The sequence below is a fragment of the Paraburkholderia flava genome, assembly GCF_004359985.1.
In the GTDB taxonomy this organism is placed as follows: Bacteria; Pseudomonadota; Gammaproteobacteria; order Burkholderiales; family Burkholderiaceae; genus Paraburkholderia; species Paraburkholderia flava.
On sequence record NZ_SMRO01000002.1, the window covers coordinates 1,518,194 to 1,533,631 of the forward strand.

Consider the following 15,438-nt stretch of genomic DNA (forward strand, 5'->3'; position numbering starts at 1 on the left):
GCCCGATTAGAACCGCACCCCCGTCGAACACCCGCCTGCATAGCCGCCGCCACTCGCCGCCGCACCACCGCAAAACAGCCCGCAACCCGGCAGCAGCAACGCGACGGCGAGCGCGGCGACGATCAGCGTAGGACGGTAAAACCGTTTCATCGACACTCCTTTAAAGCGCCCAAGGTCTTCGACAAGACCCGTCGAAAACCCAGTCTAACGGCTCGCAGCGGTATTCCGGAAGCGTGAGGTCGACCATTTCCTCTACCTGCGGGCCCGCTGCGCGGGTCCCTGATAAAATGCCGGGGCCGCCATGTAGTGGATGAATGATGAAATTGCTTGATGCACTGGTCGAACAACGGATTGCCGCCGCAGCCGCGCGTGGCGCGTTCGACGACCTGCCCGGCGCCGGTGCGCCGCTCGCCCTCGACGACGACCTGATGGTCCCCGAAGAGGTCCGCGTCGCGAACCGTATCCTGAAGAATGCCGGCTTCGTGCCGCCCGCCGTCGAACAGTTGCGCGCGCTGCGCGATCTGGGCGACGAACTGGCCGCCACCGGCGACCCCGCGGCACGCTGTCGGCTGCAGGCCCGGATGCTCGCATTCGATATGGCGCTGGAATCGCTGCGCGGTGGACCGATGGTGCTGCCGCGCGAATACTGCCGGCGCATTGCCGAACGACTGTCGGAACGAGCGTCGTCTTCCGCAGAGGGTGCGTCCGACGCTGCCGAAGCCACCGTCGTCGGCGAAGCGAACGGCGCGTGAACTCGCCCGATCCCGATCCGTCCGTTTTGAATCCCGTGGCTTCCGTCTCGGCGGACACCGCTGCCGCATCGCCACTCACTCCCCAATCACCCGAATCCATCGAACGCGATCGCCGCTTCATGGCGCTCGCGCAGGCCGCCGCCGAAGAAGCGCGCGCCGTCGGCGAAGTGCCGGTCGGCGCAGTGCTGGTGCGCGGCGACGACGTGATCGCGACGGGCTTCAATCGTCCGATCGGCGGGCACGATCCGTCCGCGCACGCGGAAATGGCCGCGCTGCGCAACGCGGCCCGCGCGCTCGAAAACTACCGGTTGCCTGGCTGCGAACTCTACGTGACGCTGGAGCCGTGCCTGATGTGCGCGGGCGCGATCATGCATGCGCGCATCGCCCGCGTCGTGTTCGGCGCGCGCGATCCGAAGACGGGCGCGTGCGGCAGCGTCGTCGATGCGTTCGCGAATCCGCAACTGAATCATCACACCGAGGTGATCGGCGGCGTGCTCGAAGACGAATGCGGCGCGGCGCTCAGTGCGTTCTTCGCCGAACGCAGACGCGCGAGCCGCGCGGCGCGCGCAGCCGCTGCAGCAGCTAATACGACCACCAACGCGTCGCCCGATTCATCGCCGGCCGCCGACCCCTCCGGCCCAGTCAACTGATCTTTCACTCGCGCAGCCCATGACCGCTCACCGCCACCGCACCATCGAGTTGATCGCGCCGTCCGGTTATCCGCACGATCCGGCGGTGCTGCATCGCGGGCTGGAGCGTCTGCACGCGCAGGGCCATCGGCTCGAAGGGGTCGCGTCGACGCAGCGTCGTTACCAGCGTTTCGCGGGCACCGACGGCGAACGCGCGGCCGAACTGAACCGGCTCGCCGATGCCGCGCGTCCGTTGCCCGACATCGTGCTAGCGGTGCGCGGCGGCTACGGCGCGGTGCGCATTCTGCATGGGCTCGACTACGATGGGCTGCAACGTCGTCTGAGCGATCAACCGATCGCGATCGTCGGCCACAGCGACTTCACCGCGATCCAGCTCGCGCTGTTCGCGCGCACCGGCGTGAAGACGTTCGGCGGTCCGATGCTGCTGAGCGACTTCGGCGCGGAGACGGTCAGCGAGTACACGATGCATCACTTCTGGCAGGCCATCACGCAGCCGACGTTTACCGTGAAGAGCACCATGCATCAGACGCAGTCCGTCGACGTGTCGGGGATGCTGTGGGGCGGCAATCTCGCGGTGCTGTCGTCGCTGATCGGTACGCCGTATATGCCGCCGGTGGAGGGCGGCATCCTGTTTCTCGAAGACGTCAACGAACAGCCGTTCCGTGTCGAACGGATGATTTATCAGCTGCATCTGTCGGGGATTCTCGCGCGTCAGCAGGCGCTGGTGCTCGGCGACTTCTCCGGCAGCCGCGCGTTCGATTACGACAACGGCTACGACCTGCACGCGATGATCGAGCAGGTGAGGTCGGTGATCGGCATTCCGGTGATCACGGGGCTGCCGTTCGGCCACGTCGCGGACATGCTCACGCTGCCGTTCGGCGCGGACGCGCATCTCGTCGCCGACTCGCACGGCTTCCGGCTGACGCTGTCCAATTATCCGCATCTGAGCTGAGCCACGCGGCGGCTCGCCTGCGGTTTCTTACCCACTCTACTTTTCACGCGCGCCATTGCGCGGGCCGAGACACGTACGTACGCGCTCGCCGCGGCCTGTTGATTGGCGAGGCATCAGCGCAACTAACGGCCTCGTCCGAACCCGTTTGCCGAGGCTGGTCGGTCGACAACTCAAAAACAGATTGTCAACAAAAACGGATGCGAAATAGCTCGAATGGTGCATCGCGACCCAGGATATTCCCTGACCAATAAAGGGGCGAGGCTGTATTCAAGCGGACGAGGCCCATCAACCTGTTCGTCGTGCCACACAAAATTGTTGACAATCTTAATGTCCAATCTAAGATCCTGTTCATAACGGAATGCACATCACATGGCGGACTCAAGCACGGTTTCTTCAGCAGGCAAACGGCCCGAAGCGCTGGCCGAACGGATTCGCGCGGCGATTCTCGAGCATCGGCTCGCGCCCGGCGCGAAGCTGACCGAAGCGCAGCTCTGCGAAGTTTTCGACGTGAAGCGCGGCCCGGTTCGCCAGGCCCTCGCGCTGCTCGCGACCGACCGGCTTGTCGATCTCGAGCCGAATCGCGGCGCGTTTGTCGCGAGTCCGTCGCTGCAGGAAGTGCACGAGGTGTTCGAGATGCGCCGGATCATCGAGCTGGCCGTGGTCGAGCGGATCTGCACCGGGCACGGCGTGCGCAGGCTGAAGGGCATCGCGAGCATGATCGGCCGCGAGCGCAAGGCGTTCGAGACGCACGACTTCTCGACGTGGATCCGACTGTCCGGCGAGTTCCATACGGCGCTCGCCGCGCTCACCGGCAACACGGTGCTGTGCGAGTGCCTGAACGGACTGGTCGCACGTTCGACGCTGATCTCGGCGTTATACGAATCGATCGGTCGCAGCCCGTGCTCGTGCGAAGAACACGAAGAGATTCTGGCCGCGCTCGACGCCGGCCATGCGCAGGATTCGGCGGCGTTGATGGCGCGCCACCTGCAAAGCGTCGAGTTGAAGATGCTGGATCGTCCGGCGCGCGGCGCCGCCGATCTGCACGAGGTTTTTGGCAAATAAAGTTTGGCAAATAAAAAGCTGGCAAAGAGACATCGGGCGAAGAGACGCAACAGCGCCGCGCCAATCTGAAGCAACCCGCGCGCACGCGCTCATGCGTGGTGCGCGCCGCACTGAATTCGAACTGACCGACCTCCGCTCGCGCGGCACGTGTAGACGTGCGTGACCGTGCGTGCCGTGGCTCGTCCGTACTCCGGCACTCACGCAGAGAACGTGAGACCGGGCGATGGACGAACCCACATGGGCGCGACCCCGCGTCCGGACGGCCCACATGCTCGACGTCGAGCGCATTCGCTGCGCACTCGCCGAGCCGGGCCCGCCTGGACAAGGGCAAAAGCAAGAGCAGCCGCAGCACTGGCCGCGCCCGCTGGCATGGGGGATGCAGTCCTCTGGACCCGCATCTCGTATCTGTATTTCGCGTTTGCAATTTGTCCGCAATCGACGGTCCCCATTCAAGGAGGAGTCATGGCTCAGTTCAGTGCAGCACCGGGTAATCCCGCCAACGCGGCGATGCCGGCATTCGAAGAAAGCTCATCGTCCGGTTCGTCGATGCCCAAGGGCTACAGCGAACGTTTGTACAACGAAGATCTCGCGCCGCTGCATCAGCAGACCTGGGGCGCGTACAACATCTTCGCGTTCTGGATGTCGGACGTGCACAGCGTCGGCGGCTATGTGTTCGCGGGCAGTCTGTTCGCGCTCGGCCTGACGAGCTGGCAGGTGTTGATCGCGTTGCTGGTCGGCATCTCGATCGTCAACGTGCTGTGCAATCTGATCGCGCGGCCGAGCCAGCAGAACGGCGTGCCGTATCCGGTCGCGTGTCGTGCGACCTTCGGCGTGCTCGGCGCGAATATTCCAGCGGTGATTCGCGGGTTGATCGCGGTCGCGTGGTACGGCATCCAGACTTATCTCGCGTCGAGTGCGCTCGTGATCGTCGTGCTGAAGTTCGTCCCGCAACTGCTGCCGTATGCGGACGTCCATCATCACGGCATGCTGGGTCTGTCGACGGTCGGCTGGGTCGGCTTCATGGTGCTGTGGGTGCTGCAGGCGCTGGTGTTCTGGAACGGGATGGAGACGATCAAGAAGTTCATCGACTTCGCGGGCCCGGCCGTGTACGTCGTGATGTTCGTGCTTGCCGGCTACATGGTGTGGCGCGCAGGCTGGCGCAACATCGGCATCAACCTGGGCGGCGTGAAGTATCACGGGCTCGAAGTCGTGCCGGTGATGATCACCGCGATCTCGCTGGTGGTGTCGTACTTCTCGGGACCGATGCTGAATTTCGGCGACTTCTCGCGCTACGGCAAAAGTTTTCGGAGCGTGAAGCGCGGCAACTTCTGGGGACTGCCGGTCAATTTCCTCGCGTTCTCGCTCGTCACGGTGGTGACGACGGCGGCGACGCTGCCGGTGTTCGGTGAACTGATCACCGATCCGGTCGAAACGGTCGGTCGCATCGACTACCCGACTGCGGTGATCCTCGGCGCGCTGACGTTCACGATCGCGACGATCGGCATCAACATCGTCGCGAACTTCGTGTCGCCCGCATTCGATTTTTCCAACGTCGCGCCGCGTTTGATCAGCTGGCGTGCGGGCGGCATGCTCGCGGCGGTCGCATCGATCTTCATCACGCCGTGGAACCTGTTCAACAACCCGGCGGTGATCCACTACACGCTCGATGTGCTCGGCAGCTTCATTGGCCCGTTGTACGGCGTGCTGATCATCGACTACTACCTCGTGAAGCGGCAGAAGATCGTCCTCGACGATCTGTACACGGTGTCGGAAAGCGGCTCGTACTGGTATCGCGGCGGCGTGAACTACAAGGCGGTCGCGGCGCTGCTGCCGGCGGCGGTGATCGCGGTGATCTGCGTGCTGGTGCCGGGGCTGAACGGGCTGGCGAATTTTTCGTGGTTCATCGGAGCGTTGCTGGCGGCGGGGTTTTATTTGATGTTCACGCGGCGGTGATGTGAAGTGGCCGCGTCGAGGTCGTCACGTCGTCACTGTCGAGACAGACGCGGCTGATGTTGAAGAAAAGCGAGGATTTGAAATGCGTATCAAACTGATCAACCCGAACACGACGTGGCGCATGACCGATGCAATGGCCCGCTGCGCGCGCGACGTCGTCGCACCGGGCACCGAGGTGATCGCGGTGAGTCCGCCGATGGGCCCGCCGTCGATCGAAGGCTATTACGACGAAGCGCTCGCAACACCGGGCATGCTCGCCGAAGTCGCATCCGGCGAGCGTGACGGTTGCGACGGTTACGTGATCGCGTGCTTCGGCGACCCGGGCCTCTATGCAGCACGCGAACTGGCGCGCGGTCCGGTGATCGGCATCGCGGAGGCGGCGATGCACGCGGCGAGCGTGCTGGCTCCTGGCTTCTCGGTCGTGACGACGCTCGCACGCACCAGCGGAATGGCATGGCATCTCGCCGAACGCTACGGGATGAAACGCTTTTGCCGCAACGTCCGCGCAACCGACGTCGCCGTGCTCGATCTCGACAAACCCGGCTCGGCGGCGCGCGCGATCATCCTCGACGAATGCCGTCGCGCGCTCGATGAAGACGGGTCGGATGCGATCGTGCTCGGCTGTGCGGGCATGGCGGAATTGTGCGCGGAGATCGAGGATGCGCTCGGCGCGCCGGTGGTGGAGGGCGTGACGGCCGCCGTGAAGTGGGTCGAAGCGCTGGTCGCGCTGCGGCTCGCGACGGCCAAGCGCGGCGATTACGCGCGTCCGTTGCCGAAGCGCTACGACGGCGAGTTTGCGCGATTCAGTCCAGAAGGCGATGCCGCGACTGCCAACGCAAACACCCACGCCAACACCGCCCCAAACGGCCAAACCCCCGAAAACAGGCCCACACCCCCCACCGGAACCCCCACCGAACGGCACCCGCACATACACCCAGTCTGACCCGCACTATCTGCGTGCCTGTATGGGCGCACAGGAGCGTTTTCGCTACACTGGTTCCACCCTGACGCCGGCTTCGCCCGTCCTCCGGGATACGCTCCCGCTGCTGTCTTCCATCGCACCGGCGCGCATCCCGCGCGGTGCGTCCGCCGTTCCGTTCTCACTTCCGTCACCAAGCGCATACGCTCACACCATGCCATTCGATTCGACCTATCCACGCGACCTGATCGGCTACGGCCGCCATCCGGTGCAGGCGAACTGGCCCGGCCAGGCCCGCATCGCGGTGCAGTTCGTGCTCAACTACGAAGAGGGCGGCGAGAACTGCGTGCTGCACGGCGATGCGGGCTCCGAACAGTTCCTGTCGGAGATCGTCGGCGCCGCGTCGTACCCGGCGCGGCACATGAGCATGGAATCGATCTACGAATACGGATCGCGTGCGGGCGTGTGGCGCATCCTGCGCGAGTTCGAAAAACGCGGCCTGCCGCTGACGGTGTTCGGCGTCGGCATGGCGATCGAACGGCATCCGGAAGTCGCGCGCGCGTTCGTCGAACTTGGCCATGAGATCGCGTGCCACGGGTATCGCTGGATTCACTATCAGGACATGTCGCCGGAACGCGAAGCGGAACACATGCGGCTCGGCATGGAAGCGATCGAGCGCGTGACGGGCGAACGTCCGCTCGGCTGGTACACCGGCCGCGACAGCCCGAACACGCATCGCCTCGTCGCCGAATACGGCGGCTTCCTGTACGACTCGGATTACTACGGCGACGATCTGCCGTTCTGGATGGATGTCGATGTGACGGGCGGCGCGCGCGTGCCGCAACTGATCGTGCCGTACACGCTCGACACCAACGACATGCGCTTCGCGTCGCCGCAGGGTTTCAACACCGCCGATCATTTTTTCACGTACCTGCGCGACGCATTCGACGTGCTGTACGAAGAGGGCGCCGACACGCCGAAGATGCTGTCAATCGGCATGCACTGCCGGCTGCTTGGCCGGCCCGGCCGGTTCCGCGCGCTGCAGCGTTTTCTCGATCACATCGAGCAGCACGATCGCGTGTGGGTGACGCGGCGAGTCGACATCGCGCGTCACTGGCGCGAACATCACCCTTATCAACCGACTCAATCCACGCCCCGCGGAGCCGCGGCATGAAGGCGATGCACTACACACTCGATCAACTGAACACCGGTTCCACCGACGCATTCGTCGCCGCGCTCTCCGGCATCTTCGAACACTCGCCGTGGGTCGCGGATGCGGCGGCGGACCTGCGTCCGTTCGAGAGCGTCGACGCGCTGCATCGGACGATGTCCGGTCTCGTCGAAAGTGCGGGCGAAGCGAAGCAGCTTGTGCTGATCAACGCTCACCCGGAGCTGGCCGGCAAGGCAGCGGTGCGCGGCGAACTCACCGAGGAATCGACCCGCGAGCAGAGCGGCGCCGGACTCGATCAATGCACGCAGCAGGAGTTCGACCGGCTCGTCGCGTTGAACGCCTCGTATCGCGAGAAGTTCGGTTTTCCGTTCATTCTCGCGGTGCGCGGCTACGACCGGCACGGCATCATCGCGAACTTCGAATCGCGCGTGAATCATTCGCGTGCCGAGGAACTGCGCGCGAGTCTCGACCAGATCTACCGGATCGCACGTTTCAGGCTCGACGATCTGATCGACGGTTAAGCGCGCAGAGCAGTACCGAACGCATATTCAGAACACACTCAGGACAGGAAGGAAGACAAATGGCACTCCCGATTCTCGACCCCAACGCACCGGACTTCACGCGCCGCTATGTGAATCTCGCGGACCCGCGTCTCGGCGCGCAGGCGCTCGAGACCAGCGACGACTTCTTCGCGCCGATGGAGCGCATGCTGAATCCGGAGCCCGCCGTTTTCATTCCCGGCAAGTACGACGATCACGGCAAGTGGATGGACGGCTGGGAAACGCGTCGCAAGCGCGTCACCGGCTACGACTGGTGCATCGTGAAGCTCGCGCGCGCGGGCGTCGTCAAGGGACTCGATCTCGATACGAGCCACTTCACCGGCAACTTCCCGCCGGCTGCATCGGTCGAGGCTGCACGTGTGGTCGACGGTGCGCCGAACGCATCGACGCAATGGACCGAGATCGTCCCGTCGCAGACGCTGCAGGGCAACAGCCACCACTACGTCGAAGTCGCGAATACAAACGCGTGGACCCATCTGCGCGTGAACATCTATCCGGACGGCGGCATCGCGCGACTGCGCGTGTACGGCCAGCCGCAGGTCGACTGGGCCGGCGCGAGCCGCAGCGAGCTGTTCGATCTGGCCGCGATGGAAAACGGCAGCCGCCTCGTCGCCACGAATAACCAGCACTTCGGCGCCGCGTCGACGCTGCTGATGCCGGGCCGTGGCGTGAACATGGGCGACGGTTGGGAAACGCGTCGCCGTCGCGAGCCGGGCAACGACTGGGCGATCGTCGAGCTGGCGCAGCCGGGCGTGATCCGCAAGATCGAAGTCGACACCGCGCACTTCAAGGGCAACTATCCTGACCGCTGCTCGCTGCAGGCCGCGCATGTAACCGGCGGCACCGACAGCTCGCTCGTCACGCAGGCGATGTTCTGGCCGGTGCTGCTCGGCGAGCAGAAACTCGAAATGGACAAGCAGCACGTCTACGAAGATGGGCTCGCGGCACTCGGCCCGGTCACGCACGTGCGTTTCAACATCTTCCCGGACGGCGGCGTGTCGCGGCTGCGTCTGTGGGGCACGCTGGCCTGAACACGATGAAGACGCTCGCAATCGAACCGTTGACCCGCGCCGCGTTCGCCCCGTTCGGCGACGTGATCGAACTCGAAGGCGCGAAGCAGATTCCGATCAACCTCGGCACGACGATCCGCTATCACGACCTCGCGAAAGTGGACGTCACCGATGAAGACGGACGCACGCTCGTGAACCTGTTTCGCGGCCAGCCGCGCACGTTGCCGTTCGAGGTGACGATGCTCGAACGTCATCCGCTCGGCAGCCAGGCGTTCGTGCCGTTGAACGACAAGCCGTACCTGGTTGTCGTTGCGCCGGCGGGTGAACTCGATCCGCACGCGATCCGCGCGTTCGTCACGAGCGGCTGGCAGGGCGTGAATTACGCGAAGGGCGTGTGGCACCATCCGTTGATCGCGCTGGGTGAGGTGAGCGATTTCGTCGTCGTCGATCGTGGCGGTGACGGGCTTAATCTCAACGAGCAGGATTTGAGCGAGTCGGTGTGGTTGACCGAGGATGCGATGCGGGCGGTTAGCGTGTGAGTGGATACGTGCCGGGTTGCCGGCGTATCGAACGAAGAATGAAGGATAAGAAACGCCTGTCGCGAATGCGGCGGGCGTTTTTGTTTGGCGGCGCGCGCCGGCTGTGCGACCCATCCGCGCCAATCACTGAATGCGCGTCGCTTCGCGCTATCATGCGCACCTGTAGACGACCAGCAGACACGGTAGCCGGACATGGCAAAAGAAGAGCACGCAGCAGCGGGACGCAAGCACGCGAAGCCACGCGGCGCGACAGCACCCACCGCGCGCGACGAAACCGCAAACCTCGCTCAATCCAGGGATTCCCAGGATTCCACCGACGACGACAGCAGCGGCGCATCGACCTACCTCGTACCGGGCCTTGAACGCGGTCTGCGTATCCTCGCTGAATTCACTGCACGCGAACCGGTGCTCGGCGCGCCGGAGTTATCGAAGCGCATCGGCATTCCACGCACGACGACGTTCCGTTTACTGCAGACGCTCGAAACGCTCGGTTTTCTCGAACGCGCGAACGACGATCGCCATTTTCGTCTCGGCGTCGCGGTGTTGCGGCTCGGCTTCGAATATCTGAGTTCGCTCGAACTGACGGACGTCGGCACGCCGATTCTCGAACGTCTGCGCGATGCGACTGGCCTCAGTTCCCATCTGCTGATCCGCGATCAGCGCGACGTCGTGTTCGTCGCGAAAGCACAGACGCATGCGCCGATGTTCAGTTCGGTGAAGGTGCACGTCGGCACGCGACTGCCCGCGCATGCGACCGTGCATGGTCAGGTGCTGATGGGCGACCTGGGTTTCGAGGCGTTGCGTCAGCTGTATCCGGAGCCGCAGCTCGAACGTTTCACCGAGCGTACGCCGGCCACGGTCGAAGAGTTATACGGGCGCGTGCGCGAATGCGCGGCGCTCGGCTATGCGGTGAGCGAGGCGTCGTTCGAGCGGGGAATTTCGGTGGTCAGCGCGCCGGTGCGCGATCAGACCGGCAAGATCGTCGCGGCGCTGACCGTCACGGTGCCGCGTTCCGATATCGGCGAAGCGGACGCGCGCGAGCCGCTGGTGATCGCCGTCTGCGGCGCGGCACTCGATCTGTCGGAGCGTCTGAGCTACCGGCCGCGTCACGACGATCCGACCGCGGCGCAGGCACGCCGCAGGCCGGTCGTGGCGAACTAACGCCTGGCTGACTAAAACGAGTGGTGAATCCCGGCGAGAACAATCGTCTGGTTCCGTCCGCTCGACACACCCGCGGTAAAGAACGCCGCATCCGTATTCGAGCCCGCGCGTTCGTACAACGCATTCACGTACAGCTGCGTCGACTTCGACAGCGCGTAGATATCGCCGATCTCGAACTGCGTCCACCGATGACCGGCCATCGTCGTCGTCGCGGCGCCGCCGGCCACGCTGTTATACGGCGTGAACTGATAATTCGCGCCGACGTCGTAGCTCTGGTACGTATCAGAAAAGCCCGCCGATTCCAGCTTCACACGCGTGTACAGGCCATGCACCAGCAGCTTGCCGAACTGGTACGACGCGCCCGCGCCCATATTCTCGACCTTGCTCGCGGTGTAGTTTGCCGCCGCCACACCCTGGAAGTTTGCGATGCCGGTCGTCACGATCGACGGCGTGCGGTCGTGTTCGTTCGCATAGGTCGCGCCGGCCTTGAACGGGCCGTTCACGTAGCTCAACGCGAAGCTGATCGTCTTGCCGGTCGAGAAGTTCGTCGTGTTGCCGAGTCCCATCATCGCGCCGAGCGTGAATCCGCCGAAGCTCGCCGAGCGAAACTTCACCGAGTTGTCGAACGGCACGACGCCGGTATCGGCGAGTTCGTCGATATTGCCCGGATGGAACGCATACCAGCTCGCGGCCAGATACGCGGTGCTCAGCGGACCCAGCACGTCGAAACTGAACGGCGTCTGATGACCTAACGTCACCGTGCCGAACGCATCCGAACTCAGTCCGACGAACGCCTGCCGGTTGAACAGCGTGTTCGCTTTCGCAAACGCACCGGTGTTCGTATAGAAGCCGTTTTCCAGCTGGAACACGGTCTTCAACCCACCGCCGAGATCTTCGACGCCGCGCAGGCCCCAGCGGTCCGGCTGCATGTTGCCCTGTTCCTCCATCCACTTCGAATGGCCGCTCACGTTGCTGATGTATGCGACGCCTGCGTCGAGGCTGCCGTATAGCGTCACGCTGCTTTGCGCCCATGCGCCCGTCGTTGCGCAGATTGCCGTCACGCCGGCTGCAATGATGTGCTTCACCGTTGGTTCTCCCGATCACGCGACGGTCGGCGTCAGCCCGATCCGTCTTCCCTGATCCTTGTCTTTGGTCGGATGCGGTCTGGATTCTGGTTCCCTGGCCGCCGCTCTGTTTGTTCCATATATGGGCGTTTGTATCGCCTATGGAAAAGTATAGTGACTTAAGGGATAGTCAAAATAAATTTTCTGACCCCGGACAAACCCGGAGTTTCAGGTCGATGGATGGTCTGACGAAAACCCGAAAACCTTTGTGGGAAGGCGTCGCGGCACGAAGCAGGGCGGGGCATTGCAGCCCACGTGCATGTGTGGAGAACGCCACATTCGGTGTTTTCCCTGGGCCGGCAGATTTTTATTTTCTCGCAGCCGCTCGAGTCCTATACTTATCCATACACGAACTACTGTTCCTTATATGGAACATAAAGCTTCCGGAAAGAGGATGGACATGACTGAAGAGTGGCGCTGCGCCGGACATGCCGGCGATCTGTCCGACGATGCGCCGATCGAGTTCAAGCTCGACGGCACCGAGGTCGGCATCTACAAGGTGGGCGATGCGCTGTACGCGCTGGAAAACGTCTGCCCCCATGCATTCGCGTTGCTGACGCAGGGCTTCATCGACGGCGACACCGTCGAATGTCCGCTGCACGAAGCCGTGTTCCATATCCCGACGGGCAAGTGCCTGAAAGAGCCCGGCGGCCGCGACCTGAAGGTGTACGCGGTGCGCCTCGCCGGTGAAGAAATCCAGATCAAGGTGGAATGACATGCGAGAGATCGTCGTGAACTTCAATCCGTTTTTGAAGCCGTGGCTCGCGCCGCAACCGAACAACGTCGCCGGCAAGGGCGTCATCGAGAAGCCGGGCGAGACCGGCAATCTCATCTGGCAGACGCGCAAGGCCGAGCCGACGCAATACGAGAACGACTTCGGCGATGCGCTCGAAAAAGTCTTCGAGGCAGGCGCAGTGGAATTGCAGGAAGTCGTCGACGGGTTGAATCGCGTGGGCTTCCGGACACCCGAAGGCCAGGCATGGGATGCCGAGCGGCTTACTGCCGAATTTCGCCTGCTGGCCGACTAGGCGGATTGTCCGAAGCCGCTTCTACAGACCTACAGACCGTTTCACTGCATACGTATCCGGAGTCTCTCGATGACGTCCCCCAATACAACGAATACAACGACGCACGGCCCTGCAGCCGGCGCAGCCGATCCGATCAAGTCCTACCTCGACAAAGGGCTGCGCAATTACTGGTATCCCGTCGCGCCGAGCTGGCAGGTCGCGAACGCGCCGGTCGGCATCACGCGTCTCGGTGATCAGATCGTGCTGTGGCGCGATCAGGAAGGCAAAGTCCGCGCGCTCGAAGACCGTTGTCCGCATCGCGGCGCGCGTCTGTCGCTCGGCTGGAATCTCGGCGGCAGCGTCGCGTGCTGGTATCACGGCATCGAGATCGACGGCGGCGGCACGGTGACCAAAGTCCCGGCGGTGTCGGCCTGTCCGCTCGAAGGGCAGACGTGTGTGAAGTCGTATCCGGTCGAAGAACATGCGGGCGCGATCTTCCTGTGGTTCGGTGACGACGCGCACAAGGAACCCACGCCGCTCGTGCTGCCCGAAGAACTGGTCGGCGCCGAGTACGCGAACTTCCTGTGCATGTCGAACTGGGACTGCAATTACCAGTACGCAATCGACAACGTAATGGACCCGATGCACGGCGCGTACCTGCACGCGACGTCGCATTCGATGGCCGAAGGCGACAAGCAGGCTGACATGCGCGTGCGTAAAACCGAGACCGGTTTGATGTTCGAGAAGGTCGGCCAGCGTGATGTGAATTTCGATTGGGTCGAACTTGGTGAGACCGGCTGTCTGTGGATGCGTCTCGCGATTCCGTACCGGAAGAAGTTTGGCCCGGGCGGCAACTTCGGGATCATCGGCTTCGCGACCCCTGTCGACGAAAGCCATTGCCAGGTTTACTTCTGGCGCACGCGCAAGGTGTCCGGCTGGCAGCGCGACGCGTGGCGCTTCCTGTATCGCAACCGCCTGGAAGGGCTGCACTGGGCCGTGCTCGAACAGGATCGCTACGTTCTGGAAAGCATGGCGCCGAACGCGCGCGATCACGAATTCCTCTATCAGCACGATGTCGGGATGACGCGTGTGCGTCGTCTGTTGCGGCAACGTGCGCAGCAGGATTTCGAAGCGCTCGATGCACATCGTGCGCAGGCTGCAACGTCAAACGCCGATGCAGGGCACAGCCATGCATGACGCCACGGCCACCGTTTTCGCCACTGCGCTCGAAGGCCGGCGCGTCGTCGTGACGGGCGGTGCACGCGGACTCGGTGCGGCGTTCGTCCGTTCGCTCGCACAAGCCGGCGCGCGTGTCGTATTCGGCGATCTGCTGCACGACGAGGGCCACGCGCTTGCCGCATCGCTGAACGGCGAGCATGCGGACACCGTCACCTTCCTGCCGCTCGATCTCGCCGATCCCGCGAACATCGCGCACTTCGTTGAGCAGGCCGCTGCGCAATTGGGCGGCATCGACGCGCTGGTCAACAACGCGGCGATCACCAATTCCGGTGGCAAGTTTGCCGACGAACTGTCGATCGACACATGGGACGCGGTGATGAACGTCAACGTGCGCGGCACCTGGCTGATGAGTACCGCTGCGCTACCGCATCTGCGCGATTCGGGTCGCGGCAGCATCGTCAACGTCGCATCGGATACAGCGATGTGGGGCGCACCGAAGCTGCTCGCATACGTCGCGAGCAAGGGCGCGGTGATCTCGATGACGCGTTCGCTCGCGCGTGAATTCGGCGCGCACGGCGTGATCGTCAACGCGATCGCACCCGGCCTTACCGAAGTCGAGGCGACGGCCTACGTCCCCGCCGAACGTCACCAGTATTACCTGCAAGGCCGTGCGCTGACGCGCGCCCAGGTGCCCGACGACGTGACCGGGCCGGTGCTGTTTCTACTGTCCGATGCCGCGCGCTTCGTGACCGGCCAGTTGCTGCCGGTCAACGGCGGCTTCGTGATGAATTGATCTTGTCGAATCGAAAGGAGAAAGAGATGGCGGACGCCGATATCGAACGCAAATCGTGGGATCAACCCACCGACGCGAGCTTCGCGCAGTGGATGGAAACGCGCGTCGCGCGGCTGGAAACACGTCGCTACGACTGGGACGCGCTGAAATTCCAGGCCGACTACGACCCGAAGTATCGCCGCGCACAGATGCGCTACGTGGGCACCGGCGGCACGGGTGTCGCGAAGGACATGAACACGGTACCTGCAGGCGGCTTCACGTTCTCGACGATGGTGATTCCGGCCGGCAACATCGGCCCGAGCCATATCCATATGGATGTCGAAGAAATCTTCTTCGTGCTGCGCGGCAAGATGAAAGTGATCTGCGAGCGCGACGGCGAAACGTGGGAGTCGGTGCTCGGCGAACGCGATCTGATTTCGGTGCCGCCGGGTGTGTATCGCACGGAAGTGAACATCGGCGAGGAAGACGCGCTGATGTGCGTGATGCTCGGCGCGGCCAAGCCGGTGACGCCGACGTATCCGCCGGATTCGCCGCTGGCGAAACTCAAGCGTTGAGCGGTTCGCTTTTCCGCTGCTATTTGCTACCCGCTACTTCCCGATGAACGAC

At 63.7% G+C, this 15,438-nt stretch carries 18 protein-coding genes; 16 read left to right on the plus strand and 2 right to left on the minus strand.

All coding sequences use genetic code 11. The features are described 5' to 3' along the window. Positions 1 to 6 precede the first annotated feature (6 nt). Positions 7 to 150 carry a hypothetical protein gene (locus tag E1748_RS31520; RefSeq protein ID WP_166653587.1) on the minus strand — a complete coding sequence of 48 codons (144 nt, stop codon included), beginning with the start codon at positions 148 to 150 and terminating at the stop codon, positions 7 to 9. Between the two features lie 167 nt (positions 151 to 317). On the opposite strand from E1748_RS31520, the gene E1748_RS18275 reads away from it, so the two are divergent. The 11 genes from E1748_RS18275 (at position 318) to E1748_RS18325 (ending at position 10,729) form a co-directional block, all read left to right on the plus strand. Further along, a complete protein-coding gene (locus E1748_RS18275) occupies positions 318 to 752 on the plus strand; it encodes a DnaJ family domain-containing protein (protein WP_133649424.1) in 435 nt (144 codons plus the stop codon). Positions 753 to 850: 98 nt separating this feature from the next. After that, a complete protein-coding gene (gene tadA, locus E1748_RS18280) occupies positions 851 to 1,402 on the plus strand; it encodes a tRNA adenosine(34) deaminase TadA (RefSeq protein ID WP_133649425.1) in 552 nt (183 codons plus the stop codon). A gap of 19 nt (positions 1,403 to 1,421) precedes the next feature. Next, positions 1,422 to 2,354, plus strand: a complete 933-nt coding sequence (gene ldcA / locus E1748_RS18285) for a muramoyltetrapeptide carboxypeptidase (protein ID WP_133648573.1) — start codon at positions 1,422 to 1,424, stop codon at positions 2,352 to 2,354. 369 nt (positions 2,355 to 2,723) lie between these two features. Then, complete coding sequence (locus E1748_RS18290; RefSeq protein ID WP_133648574.1) at positions 2,724 to 3,416, plus strand: GntR family transcriptional regulator; 693 nt, start codon at positions 2,724 to 2,726, stop codon at positions 3,414 to 3,416. A gap of 462 nt (positions 3,417 to 3,878) precedes the next feature. Continuing rightward, on the plus strand, positions 3,879 to 5,369 hold the full coding sequence (locus E1748_RS18295) for an NCS1 family nucleobase:cation symporter-1 (RefSeq protein WP_133648575.1): 1,491 nt from the start codon (positions 3,879 to 3,881) through the stop codon (positions 5,367 to 5,369). 82 nt (positions 5,370 to 5,451) lie between these two features. Then, positions 5,452 to 6,312 (plus strand): aspartate/glutamate racemase family protein, encoded by an 861-nt coding sequence (locus E1748_RS18300; protein ID WP_240766682.1) that lies wholly within the window; start codon positions 5,452 to 5,454, stop codon positions 6,310 to 6,312. A 190-nt stretch (positions 6,313 to 6,502) separates the two neighbouring features. Then, positions 6,503 to 7,462 (plus strand): allantoinase PuuE, encoded by a 960-nt coding sequence (gene puuE, locus E1748_RS18305; RefSeq protein ID WP_133648576.1) that lies wholly within the window; start codon positions 6,503 to 6,505, stop codon positions 7,460 to 7,462. Next, the gene (uraD, locus tag E1748_RS18310) at positions 7,459 to 7,980 is read left to right on the plus strand and encodes a 2-oxo-4-hydroxy-4-carboxy-5-ureidoimidazoline decarboxylase (protein WP_133648577.1); all 522 of its coding nucleotides are present in this window, start codon (positions 7,459 to 7,461) and stop codon (positions 7,978 to 7,980) included. Before puuE ends, uraD begins: the two co-directional genes overlap by 4 nt. Before the next feature lie 59 nt (positions 7,981 to 8,039). Continuing rightward, positions 8,040 to 9,050, plus strand: a complete 1,011-nt coding sequence (gene alc, locus E1748_RS18315; RefSeq protein ID WP_133648578.1) for an allantoicase — start codon at positions 8,040 to 8,042, stop codon at positions 9,048 to 9,050. 5 nt (positions 9,051 to 9,055) lie between these two features. Further along, positions 9,056 to 9,568, plus strand: coding sequence for an ureidoglycolate lyase (locus E1748_RS18320; protein WP_133648579.1), 513 nt, complete (start codon positions 9,056 to 9,058; stop codon positions 9,566 to 9,568). Between the two features lie 192 nt (positions 9,569 to 9,760). Next, entirely contained in the window at positions 9,761 to 10,729 is a 969-nt protein-coding gene (locus tag E1748_RS18325; RefSeq protein ID WP_133648580.1) for an IclR family transcriptional regulator, read from the plus strand. An 11-nt stretch (positions 10,730 to 10,740) separates the two neighbouring features. Here E1748_RS18325 and E1748_RS18330 read toward each other — a convergent pair whose 3' ends face one another. Further along, positions 10,741 to 11,814: a porin gene (locus E1748_RS18330; RefSeq protein ID WP_133648581.1), complete on the minus strand. Its 1,074-nt coding sequence runs from the start codon at positions 11,812 to 11,814 to the stop codon at positions 10,741 to 10,743. A gap of 439 nt (positions 11,815 to 12,253) precedes the next feature. Between E1748_RS18330 and E1748_RS18335 the strand changes: the two genes are divergently transcribed. The 5 genes from E1748_RS18335 (at position 12,254) to E1748_RS18355 (ending at position 15,386) form a co-directional block, all read left to right on the plus strand. Further along, positions 12,254 to 12,568 carry a non-heme iron oxygenase ferredoxin subunit gene (locus tag E1748_RS18335; protein WP_133648582.1) on the plus strand — a complete coding sequence of 105 codons (315 nt, stop codon included), beginning with the start codon at positions 12,254 to 12,256 and terminating at the stop codon, positions 12,566 to 12,568. 1 nt (position 12,569) lies between these two features. Beyond that, on the plus strand, positions 12,570 to 12,881 hold the full coding sequence (locus E1748_RS18340; RefSeq protein WP_133648583.1) for a recombinase-like helix-turn-helix domain-containing protein: 312 nt from the start codon (positions 12,570 to 12,572) through the stop codon (positions 12,879 to 12,881). A 69-nt stretch (positions 12,882 to 12,950) separates the two neighbouring features. After that, positions 12,951 to 14,057 carry an aromatic ring-hydroxylating dioxygenase subunit alpha gene (locus E1748_RS18345; RefSeq protein ID WP_133648584.1) on the plus strand — a complete coding sequence of 369 codons (1,107 nt, stop codon included), beginning with the start codon at positions 12,951 to 12,953 and terminating at the stop codon, positions 14,055 to 14,057. Further along, the gene (locus E1748_RS18350) at positions 14,050 to 14,832 is read left to right on the plus strand and encodes an SDR family oxidoreductase (protein WP_133648585.1); all 783 of its coding nucleotides are present in this window, start codon (positions 14,050 to 14,052) and stop codon (positions 14,830 to 14,832) included. The genes E1748_RS18345 and E1748_RS18350 overlap by 8 nt, the downstream gene beginning before the upstream one ends. A gap of 26 nt (positions 14,833 to 14,858) precedes the next feature. After that, positions 14,859 to 15,386 carry a cupin domain-containing protein gene (locus tag E1748_RS18355; RefSeq protein ID WP_133648586.1) on the plus strand — a complete coding sequence of 176 codons (528 nt, stop codon included), beginning with the start codon at positions 14,859 to 14,861 and terminating at the stop codon, positions 15,384 to 15,386. Positions 15,387 to 15,438 lie beyond the last annotated feature (52 nt).